This is a genomic window from Cupriavidus sp. GW823-FHT07A04 (assembly GCF_058794615.1).
This window is the reverse complement of record NZ_JBXAHA010000013.1, coordinates 281,175-290,928: the sequence shown is the minus strand read 5'-3', so window position 1 is coordinate 290,928 and position 9,754 is coordinate 281,175. Positions and strand designations below refer to the sequence as shown.

Genomic DNA, 9,754 nt, shown 5'->3' with positions numbered 1-9,754 from the left:
CCCCCCCCCCCCCCCCCCCCCCCCCCCCCCCCCCCAACCCGCTCCGGTGTCATCGAGCGCGGCCACGCCCCCCGGCGGCGAGCCATTCGCCGACCTACGAACTACTATATAAGCCGTGGCGCGTGACCCCTGGGCAGAGCAGGAGACAAGCAAAGTGATTCACCATCAGCAGCAGCAATCCAGCGGCCTGAAGCACGGGCTGAAACAGCGCCACATGACCATGATCGCGCTGGGCGGCGTCATCGGCGCAGGCCTTTTCGTCGGCAGTGGCGTCGTCATCAAGTCTGCCGGCCCGGCGGCTGTCATTTCCTTTCTCATCACCGGCTTGCTGGTGGTGCTCGTCATGCGCATGCTGGGCGAAATGGCGTGCGCGCTGCCCACCGTGGGCTCTTTCTACGAATACGCCCGCGAAGCCTGGAGCGACCGCCCGGCCATGGGCGAGCTGGCCGGGTTCCTGACCGGCTGGATGTACTGGTATTTCTGGGTGATCGTGGTCGCGCTGGAGGCCGTGGCCGGGGCCAGCCTGGTGCAGTTCTGGCTCCCGGACGTTCCCGCGTGGAGCATCAGCCTGGTGCTGCTGGTGATGCTCACGCTCACCAACCTGATCTCGGTGAAGTCCTTTGGCGAATTCGAGTTCTGGTTCGCCTCGATCAAGGTGGCTGCCATTGTCGTGTTCCTGTTCCTGGCCGGGCTGTTCGTGCTCGGCATGTGGCCGGGCGCTACCGCCAGCGTGGCGCACCTCACCGTGCATGGCGGCTTTGCGCCTAACGGGATCATGCCGGTGTTGACAGGCGCGGTAGCGGCGACGGGGTTCTACTTCGGCGCCGAGATCGTCACCATCGCCGCGGCGGAAACCGCCGAGCCGCAAAAGGCGGTGGCCAGGGCCACCAGCTCGGTCATCACCCGCGTGCTGGTGTTCTATGTGGGCTCGGTGCTGCTGGTGGTGTGCCTGGTGCCGTGGAACTCCGCCGGCATCGCCACGCCGTATGTCAGCGCGCTCAATGCCATGCGCATCCCAGCAGCTGCGCAGATCATGAACGCGGTCGTGCTCACCGCCGTGCTGTCGGCGCTGAACTCCGGGCTGTACGCCTCGTCGCGCATGCTGTTCGCGCTGACCAAGCGCGGCGATGCGCCCAAGGGGCTGGCCAGGCTGAGCCGCAACGGCGTGCCGGTCAGGGCCATCCTGTTCGCCACGCTGTTCGGCTACGGCGCGGTGGTGATGTCCTATGTATCGCCGGACAAGGTCTTTGCCTTCCTGGTCAACTCCTATGGCACCGTCGCCATCTTTGTCTACATCCTGATTGCCATCTCGCAGTTGCGCCTGCGCGCCCGCCTGGAGCGCGAGGCGCCGCACCGGCTCAAGGTGCGGATGTGGGCCTTCCCCTACCTGACCTGGGTCGCCATCGCTGGCATGGTCGGGATCGTCGTGGCCATGGCCTTTATCCCCGACCAGCGCACCCCGCTGCTACTCGGCGTGGCCAGCCTTGGCATCCTGGTGCTGGCGTACGCCGTGCGCCAGCAGCTCCGAAAGCACGCGGCCGCCGCGCCGCTGGGCGAGGTGCGGCGGGCTGACTGACACGCCCAGCGCCTGAACCGGCTTGCCGCGATGCGTGCCATCGCGGCCTCCCGCTGCCTCCCAACGCCTCCCAACGCCTTGCAGGCCGCCGCGGCCATCCTCCGCGCCGGCCCGCCCGCGCCTGCCCGGCCGTGTACCTGATGCACGGCATTCCGGGAGCGCACTGGCCCAAACGATTCATCGGATCTGGCCCTACAGCATTGCGCTTCACCTCTCTATGCTGCAGTCATAAGCCGCACAGGTCCGGCACCCGGATCACCGGCACCAACAAGGACATCAAGGAGACGCAAATGGCAAACCCCCAGGTAACCGCAGCCACCCTGCAAGCTTTCAGCGACGCGTGGAACCGCCACGATATCGAAGCGCTGATGGGCTTCATGGCCGAGGACTGCGTGTTCCACGCCGTGGCCGGCAGCGAACTGTTCGGCCGCAGCTTCGAAGGCCGCGCCGCCGTGCGCGAGGGCTTCCAGCTGGCCTGGCAGGCGTTTCCCGATGCAGCGTGGCTTGACGGCGAGCATTTCGTCGCTGGCGAGCGCGGCGTCAGCGAATCCACCTTCCGCGGCACCAAGGCGGACGGCACGCGCATCGAGGCGCGCATGGTGGACGTGTTCACCTTCCGCGACGGCAAGATCGCGGTGAAGAACGCGTACCGCAAGGATCGCCCGCCCGCTGCCGCCGCCGGCTCCGTCGCCGCCAACTGATTCCAGCCCCGCCAGAGGGCATTTGAGGATGACAAACATGGACGCCACCGCCGCAAGACTGATCCTGCCCGAAGGCCACGCCACCGCGCCTTCGAAGCCGTACGACCCGGCCTACGACCCGCTGGTCGCGCCCACGCCCGGCCAGGGCCGCGAGTACGCTCCCACCTACTGGATCGGCACGGCCGGCGAGCCGCCGCCCGACGATGGCCCGATCACGCACGATATCGACGTGGACGTGGCCATCATCGGCTCCGGCTTCACCGGGCTGACCTGCGCGATCTTCCTCGCGCAGGAGCACGGCATCAAGGCGACCGTGCTGGAGGCCAACCGCGTGAGCTGGGGCTGCAGCACGCGCAACGGCGGCCAGGCGCAATGCGCCTCGGGCCGGCTCAAGCGCTCGCAGTGGATCCAGCGCTACGGCCTGGACACCGCGCTGCGGCTGCATGAAGAAGTGTGCGACGGCATGGAGACCTTCAAGGGGCTGATCAAGGACATCGACTGCGAACCGCAGCCCGGTGGCCACCTCTACATCGCCCACCGCGCCAAGGTCATGCCCGCGCTGGAAAAGGAAGCCAAGGTGCTGCGCGACGTGTTCAAGTACGACGCGCGCATCCTGGATGCCGACACCGTCAAGCGCGAGTACGTCGACGACAAGGAAGCCGCCGGCGCCATGCATGAGCCCGAAGGCATCGGCATCCATGCCGGCAAGCTGGCCTTCGGCTACCTGCGCCGCGCGCGCGCGCTGGGCGCCAAGGTGCATCCCTCCAGCCCGGTGCTGAGCTGGGAGACGCGCGGCGGCGTGCATTACCTCAAGACGCCTGGCGGCATCGTGCGCGCCCGCGCGGTGGGCGTGGCCACCGGCGGCTATACCTCGCCGAGCCTGCACGCGCAGCTCAAGAACCGGCTGTTCCCGATCCTGTCGAACTCCATCGTCACGCGCGTGTTGACGCCCACGGAGCGCGAGGCGTGCAATTTCCGCACGACGCAGGTCATCACCGATACCCGCATCCTGCGGCACTACTACCGCCTGATGCCGGACGGCCGCCTGCAGATCGGCAGCCGCAGCGCCATTACCGGCAACGATGCGCCGCAGCATAAGTACAAGGACAAGCTCATTGCCGACCTGCACCGCAAGTTCCCTGCGCTCGAAGGCATCCAGATCGACTATTCTTGGTGGGGCTGGGTCGACGTGAGCCATGACATGATGCCGCGCATTTTCCAGCCGGACCCGGCCCAGACCATCTACTACGCAATGGGTTACGGCGGTAACGGCGTGATGTATTCCGCGCAGGCGGGCAAGCGCATGGCGGCGCTGATCGCGGGCAAGAGCGCGGGGCCGGAACTGCCTATCTTCCGCTCGGCGCTGCCGTTCCCGAATGTGCGCGAGATGGTGGAAGCGCAGGCGTTCGCGCCGTTCCGCCGCTTCGGGCAGTGGTTCCTGTATCGCTGGTATCACATGAAGGATGAAGTGATCTGAACCTGGAAGGCTGCAGGTTGAAGGTTGAAGGTTAATAAATGCGGGGTCCCCCGAGAACCGCTATCCCACTCAAGACGAGGAGCCAGGCATGGGCCGAGGCCATCAATCCGTACCCCCGCAGCCAGGCCGCCGCGGCGTGCTGCGCTCGCTCGGCGCACTCGGCGCCGGCGCCGCGCTGACCCACCCGGCGCTGCAAGCGCTGGCGGCCGCCGCCGATGCGCGCATCGAGATGCCGTTCGAGAACGGCGAGCGCGAACTGGTGGCCTTCCCCCAGAAGCGCCCGCTGATCCTGCTGACCAGCCGGCCGCCGCAGCTGGAGACCCCGTTTGGCGTGTTCAACGAGGGCCCGATCACGCCCAACGATGCCTTCTTCGTGCGTTACCACTGGAGCGGCATCCCCACCAGCATCGATCCGCAAACCTACCGGCTGCGCGTGGGCGGCAAGGTCAACGCCCCGCTGGAACTCTCTCTCGACGAGATCAAGCGCCTGGCCACCCCGGTGGACCTGGTGGCGGTCAACCAGTGCTCGGGCAACAGCCGGGGCTTTTTCTCGCCGCGCGCCAACGGCGGGCAACTCGGCAACGGCGCCATGGGCAATGCGCGCTGGACCGGCGTGCCCCTGAAAGCGCTGCTGGACAAGGCCGGCGTGCAAGCCGGCGCCATGCAGGTGAGCTTTGACGGCATGGACCGCCCGCCGCTGGAAGGCAGCCCGGACTTCGTCAAGGCACTGGCCATCGAACACGCGCTCGACGGCGAGGTCATGCTCGCCTGGGCCATGAACGGCGCGGACCTGCCCATGCTCAACGGCTATCCGCTGCGCCTGATCGTGCCGGGCTACTACGGCACCTACTGGGTCAAGCACCTGGCCGATATCCAGGTGCTGGACAAGCCGTTCGACGGGTTCTGGATGAACGCGGCCTATCGCATTCCCGACAATCCCTGCGCCTGCGTGGCGCCCGGCACGGCCCCCGCGCGCACGGTGCCGATCAACCGCTTCAATGTGCGCTCTTTCATCACCAGCGTGGCCGATGGCGCCAGGGTGCAGGCCGGGCGCCAGACCGTGCTGCGCGGCATCGCCTTCGACGGCGGCCATGGCGTTGACGAGGTGGCCCTGTCGACGGACGGCGGGCGCACCTGGCGCGCGGCGCAACTGGGCAAGGACCTGGGCCGCTACTCCTTCCGCGAATGGACGGCGGCGTTCACGCCGCCAAGGAGGGGTGAGTACGAACTGAAGGTGCGCGCCAGCAACCGCATCGGCCAGAGCCAGCCGCTCACCGCGCTGTGGAACCCCGCCGGCTATATGCGCAACGTGGTGGAAACCACGCGCGTGGTGGCAGCATGAAGGAGGTCGCCATGCAATTCGCCAAGCCCTTGCGCCGCCATGGCGCGATACTCGCCCTTGCCCTGTGCGCGGCTGGCATGGCGAGCGCCGCGCTGGCACTGGAAATCACGCTGCCGCCGGAAACCGCGCGCTACACGTCGAGCGACCTGCCCGGCTATCGCCTGGTGCAGCAGAACTGCATGGCCTGCCACTCCGCGCAGTACGTGCTGACGCAACCGCCATCGTCGCCGCGCGGCTACTGGGAGGCGACGGTCAAGAAGATGAAGAAGCCTTTCGGCGCGCCGTTCGCGGATGAAGACATCCCTGCCATGGTCGACTACCTGACCAAGACCTACGGCGCGGAGCGCACGGCCTACGCTGCCGCGCCCGCGGCGCCAGGCAGCGCGCCAGCGCCGGCTGCCCCAGCTTTGATTGCCGGCAGCCATGATCCCCAGGCCCTGCTCGCGGCCAATGGCTGCACCGCCTGCCACGCCGTCGACAAGAAGGTGGTGGGGCCCGCGTTCAAGGAGGTCGCGGCAAAGTACGCGAACCAGCCGGGCGCTGCGGCGCTGGTGGCGCAGAACATCCGCGCGGGCGGCGCGGGCAAGTGGGGGCAAGTGCCGATGCCGGCCTATGCCGCACTCTCCAAGGAAGACCTGCAAAGCCTGGCGGGATGGATCCTCGGCCGCTGAGAAGCCGTGGCGCCGGACTGCGGGCAACCCGCATTTCCCCCGCGCGCGGCTTCGCCCATAATCTGCCGCACATGACAACGGCCCGGCGCACCTCCACAACGGCGTCCACGGCAATGGCCACAGCAACGGGAGCGGCATGGCAAGCTTAGGCAAGGCAAACACGTTCTGGAACCGGCTGCTGCAGCTTTCCTCCGATTCCGGCGTCAGCCTGCAGGCGCAGTTGCGCCAGCAGCTGGTGTCGGCCATTCTCGCCCGGCAGTTGCCGGAAGGCAGCGCCCTGCCCTCCAGCCGCGAGCTGGCGGCCACGCTGGGCATCGCCCGCAACACGGTGATCCTGGCTTTCCAGCAACTGGTCGAGGAGCGCTTCCTGGAGACCAAGCCGCGGCGCGGCTACTTCGTGGTGGAACAGTTGCCCAGCGCCGCCAGGCCTGGCTCAGCGCAGGCCCGGGCCATTGGCGCGGCCATCCCCGAGGACGCAGGCGAAGGCGGCCCGGACTGGGACGCGCGGCTGCCGGACATGACCGGCAAACGTGCGATCGTCAAGCCCAGCGAGTGGCAAAACTATCCCTACCCCTTCATCTACGGCCAGTTCGACCCCGCGTTGTTTCCCACCGCCGACTGGCGCGAATGCTCGCGCATGGCGCTGGCCGTGCTGGAGATCCGCGGCTGGGCATCGGACCTGATCGACCGCGACGATCCACTGCTGATCGAGCAGTTGCAAAAGCACATCCTGCCGCGCCGGGGCGTGTGGGCCAACCCCGACGAGATCATGGTCACCATGGGCGCGCAAAACGCGCTCTACCTGCTGGCCGACCTGCTGATGCAAGGCGCGCGGGTCGGGCTGGAAGAGCCGGGCTATAACGATGCGCGCCACATCTTCGGCATGCGCGCGCGCGAGGTCGTGCCGCTGGCGGTGGACGAGTCCGGCCTGTGTCCCGACGACGCGCTGGCCCAGTGCGACTACGCCTTCATCACGCCCAGCTACCAGTGCCCCACCACGGTCACCATGCCGCTGGAACGGCGCGAGACGCTGCTGCGCGAAGCCCGCCGCCACGACGTGGTGCTGATCGAGGACGACTACGACACCGAGAACCCCGCGCTGACCCAGCCCATCCCCGCGCTGAAAAGCCTGGACCGCGATGGCCGCGTGATCTACGTGGGCAGCCTGTCCAAATCCTTCGTGCCCGGCATCCGGCTCGGCTACATCGTCGCCCCTGCCGCCGTGATCCGCCAAGCGCGCGCGCTGCGCCGCTTCATGCTGCGCCATCCGCCCGCCAACAATCAGCGCGCCACGGCGCTGTTCATCTCGCTGGGCCACCACGACGCGCTGCTGCGGCGCGTGGCGCCCATCTTCCAGCGCCGCGCCGAGATCCTGCGCGACATGCTGGCGCGCCACCTGCCGCAGGCGCGCGCGCGCAACTCGCCCGGCGCGTCATCGTTCTGGGTGGAAGGCCCGCCCGGGCTCGACGCCCGCAAGCTGGCCGCGATCGCGCTCACGCACGGCGTCATCATCGAGCCGGGCGACGTGTTCTTTTCTACCGATGCGCCGTCGCCGCACTTGCGCATGGGCTATACGGCCATTGCGGAAGAGCGGATCGAGGAAGGAGTGAAGCTGCTGGGGCAGTTGATCGGGCAGGCGATGGTGCGGTGACGGCCCGGTGAAGGCTCACGGCGCGGCCGCGCACGCGATGCGTTGGTTTGCTCCGCCCTACCCGCCTTAATCGCCTTGCTCGCCTTGCTCGCCTTGCTCGCCTTACTCGCCTTACTCGCCTTACTCGCCTTACTCGAATACCGGCCGGAAGAAACTACGCTCGTAGCTGACGATGCATTGCGTTTCCTGCGCGTAGCGGAACGCCGCCTGGCACGCCGGATCCTCGAAGGACTGGTTGCGATAGACCTCGTACAGCGCAAGGCTGGGGAAGGAGAACAAGGCCAGCGCCACGTTGTTGGCGCCTTCCGACGGCAGGAAGTAGCCATGATGCTGGCCGCCGAATTTCTCGACCAGCGGAATCCACAGCTTGCCGTAGTGCTCGAATTCCTTGAGCTTGTTGGGGTCGACGATATAGCGCAGGTAGCAGGTGATCATGGTGGGGTGGTTGTCCTGGGTTGATTTTGCTTTGACGATGCGGCCTTCTCTTGCCTCAGCCGCCCGCCGCGCCGCCGCCAAACCCGATGACTTCCGACGCCAGCGCCCGGATCGGCCGGCCGAAGCTGGTGATGGCCGGCAGCGTGGCGTTGTGGTGGCGCCGGATCAGCTCGGCGCTGGCATGTGGCTTGTCGTGCGTGGTGTGCGCGTCGGCGGCGAGCGTGATCGAATAGCCAAGCCCGGCGGCGCGGCGCACGGTGGTGTCCACGCAGAACTCGGTGGCATAGCCGCAGATGACCAGGTGCTTCGCCCTGAGGCGGTCCAGCAGCGCGGCGAGTTCGGTATGCAGAAAGGAGTCGGGCGTGGTCTTGCGCACGCGGTGGTCGTCGGCCGTTACGACCAGCGTGCGCTCCAACTCCCAGCCTGGCGAGCCGAACGACAGCGCGCCGCCAGCCTGCTCGTGCTGCACGAACACCACCGGCACGCCGGCTGCGCGCGCCCGTGCCGCGAGGCCGTTGATGCGGCCGAGCACGGCATCGGCATCGCCCGGCCGTGGCGCGTCGTCGAACAGGCCACGTTGTACGTCAATCACGATCAGAGCGGTTTGCATCAAACGAAGGGCGGATGGCCGTTGGCAGGACAGCCGCCAGCATAAGCGACCCTCCGCGCGACCGCAACGCAATGCGCCGAAATCAATGCAAAGGCGGCGAGGCCAGCTTGACTCCACCATCCGCCGGCGTCCCGCGATCAAGCCGAATGGCCAGCAGCGCCACGGCCACTGCCGCTACCGGCACCAGTGCCGCCACCCAGGTCACGGCGCCAAGCCCTGGCCCGCGCGTGATGACCACCCCGCCCAGCCACGCCCCAATGGCATTGCCCAGGTTGAAGGCCGCGATATTGAAGCTCGAAGCCAGGCTCTGCCCTGCACCGCGGGCACGCTCCAGCACCCACATCTGCAGCGGCGCCACGGTTGCGAAGGCGGCCACGCCCAGCAGGCCGATGAAGATCACGGACAGCACCTTGCTGTGCAGGACAAAACTCATCAGCCCGAGCACCACGGCCAGCGCCAGCATGCTGCCAAGCACGGTGGCCTGCAGATGGCGGTCCGCCAGCTTGCCGCCAAGCAGGTTGCCGGCCACCAGGCCCACGCCGAAGACCAGCAGGATGGGCGAGACGGCGCTGTCGGCAAAGCCGGTGATCTGCGTCAGAATTGGCGCGATATACGTGAACACCGCAAACACGCCGGCATAGCCCAGCACCGTGGTCAGCAGCCCCAGCAGTACCGGCCGGCGCATCAGCGCGCGCAGGTCGCGGCGCAGGTCCGGGGCTTGCGGTGCTTCGCGTTCGGCCGGCACCGCCAAGGCAATCACCAGCACCGCCACCAAGCCGACGGCGGCCACCGCCCAGAAGCTGGCGCGCCAGCCGTAGGCCTGGCCGAGCCAGGTGCCGAACGGCACCCCGAGCACACTCGCCACCGTCAGCCCGGTGAACATCACGGCAATGGCCGAGGCGCGCTTGTGCGGCGCCACCAGCCCGGTGGCAACCACCGAGCCCACGCCAAAGAACGTGCCGTGCGCCAGCGCGGTGAGCACCCGCGCGGCCATCAACAGCGCATAGTTTGGCGCCAGCGCGCAGGCCGCGTTGCCGATGGTGAAGATCACCATCAGGCCAAGGAGCGCCGTCTTGCGCGGCCAGCGGGCGGTCAGCGCGGTCATGACCGGCGCGCCGGCCACCACGCCGAGCGCGTAGCCGGAAATCAGCAAGCCCGCCGCCGCGATGGAGACGCCGAGGTCGGTCCCGACCTCCAGCAGCAGGCCCATGATGATGAATTCTGTGACGCCGATGCCGAAGGCGCCGGCGGTCAAGGCATAGAGAGCGAGTGGCATAGGGAGTATGTGAAG

Annotated in this window: 9 protein-coding genes; 6 read left to right on the top strand and 3 right to left on the bottom strand. The window is 67.9% G+C overall.

The annotated features are described in order from the left end of the window. The first annotated feature begins 214 nt into the window (after positions 1–214). The 6 genes from AC1Q7Q_RS23735 (at position 215) to pdxR (ending at position 7,418) form a co-directional block, all read left to right on the top strand. Positions 215–1,576 carry an amino acid permease gene (locus AC1Q7Q_RS23735; RefSeq protein WP_416053301.1) on the top strand — a complete coding sequence of 454 codons (1,362 nt, stop codon included), beginning with the start codon at positions 215–217 and terminating at the stop codon, positions 1,574–1,576. 290 nt (positions 1,577–1,866) lie between these two features. Further along, positions 1,867–2,277 (top strand): nuclear transport factor 2 family protein, encoded by a 411-nt coding sequence (locus tag AC1Q7Q_RS23730; protein WP_492371725.1) that lies wholly within the window; start codon positions 1,867–1,869, stop codon positions 2,275–2,277. 37 nt (positions 2,278–2,314) lie between these two features. Continuing rightward, entirely contained in the window at positions 2,315–3,754 is a 1,440-nt protein-coding gene (locus AC1Q7Q_RS23725) for an NAD(P)/FAD-dependent oxidoreductase (protein ID WP_043356390.1), read from the top strand. 88 nt (positions 3,755–3,842) lie between these two features. Then, positions 3,843–5,096 (top strand): SorA family sulfite dehydrogenase catalytic subunit, encoded by a 1,254-nt coding sequence (gene sorA / locus AC1Q7Q_RS23720; RefSeq protein ID WP_492371726.1) that lies wholly within the window; start codon positions 3,843–3,845, stop codon positions 5,094–5,096. Positions 5,097–5,107: 11 nt separating this feature from the next. Further along, positions 5,108–5,767, top strand: a complete 660-nt coding sequence (sorB, locus tag AC1Q7Q_RS23715) for a SorB family sulfite dehydrogenase c-type cytochrome subunit (protein WP_492371727.1) — start codon at positions 5,108–5,110, stop codon at positions 5,765–5,767. 136 nt (positions 5,768–5,903) lie between these two features. Then, on the top strand, positions 5,904–7,418 hold the full coding sequence (gene pdxR / locus AC1Q7Q_RS23710; RefSeq protein ID WP_492371728.1) for a MocR-like pyridoxine biosynthesis transcription factor PdxR: 1,515 nt from the start codon (positions 5,904–5,906) through the stop codon (positions 7,416–7,418). 129 nt (positions 7,419–7,547) lie between these two features. Here pdxR and AC1Q7Q_RS23705 read toward each other — a convergent pair whose 3' ends face one another. From AC1Q7Q_RS23705 to AC1Q7Q_RS23695, 3 genes are all read right to left on the bottom strand, one after another. Next, the gene (locus tag AC1Q7Q_RS23705) at positions 7,548–7,853 is read right to left on the bottom strand and encodes an NIPSNAP family protein (protein ID WP_492371729.1); all 306 of its coding nucleotides are present in this window, start codon (positions 7,851–7,853) and stop codon (positions 7,548–7,550) included. A 55-nt stretch (positions 7,854–7,908) separates the two neighbouring features. Continuing rightward, complete coding sequence (locus tag AC1Q7Q_RS23700) at positions 7,909–8,463, bottom strand: cysteine hydrolase family protein (RefSeq protein WP_492371730.1); 555 nt, start codon at positions 8,461–8,463, stop codon at positions 7,909–7,911. Between the two features lie 82 nt (positions 8,464–8,545). Further along, entirely contained in the window at positions 8,546–9,739 is a 1,194-nt protein-coding gene (locus tag AC1Q7Q_RS23695) for an MFS transporter (protein WP_492371731.1), read from the bottom strand. Between the last annotated feature and the right edge of the window lie 15 nt (positions 9,740–9,754).

Bases quoted from the DNA above. Each gene is read 5' to 3' on its own strand.
- AC1Q7Q_RS23735 (WP_416053301.1), top strand. From the start codon at position 215: ATGACCATGATCGCGCTGGGCGGCGTCATCGGCGCAGGCCTTTTCGTC.
- AC1Q7Q_RS23730 (WP_492371725.1), top strand. From the start codon at position 1,867: ATGGCAAACCCCCAGGTAACCGCAGCCACCCTGCAAGCTTTCAGCGAC.
- AC1Q7Q_RS23725 (WP_043356390.1), top strand. From the start codon at position 2,315: ATGGACGCCACCGCCGCAAGACTGATCCTGCCCGAAGGCCACGCCACC.
- sorA (WP_492371726.1), top strand. From the start codon at position 3,843: ATGGGCCGAGGCCATCAATCCGTACCCCCGCAGCCAGGCCGCCGCGGC.
- sorB (WP_492371727.1), top strand. From the start codon at position 5,108: ATGCAATTCGCCAAGCCCTTGCGCCGCCATGGCGCGATACTCGCCCTT.
- pdxR (WP_492371728.1), top strand. From the start codon at position 5,904: ATGGCAAGCTTAGGCAAGGCAAACACGTTCTGGAACCGGCTGCTGCAG.
- AC1Q7Q_RS23705 (WP_492371729.1), bottom strand. From the start codon at position 7,853: ATGATCACCTGCTACCTGCGCTATATCGTCGACCCCAACAAGCTCAAG.
- AC1Q7Q_RS23700 (WP_492371730.1), bottom strand. From the start codon at position 8,463: ATGCAAACCGCTCTGATCGTGATTGACGTACAACGTGGCCTGTTCGAC.
- AC1Q7Q_RS23695 (WP_492371731.1), bottom strand. From the start codon at position 9,739: ATGCCACTCGCTCTCTATGCCTTGACCGCCGGCGCCTTCGGCATCGGC.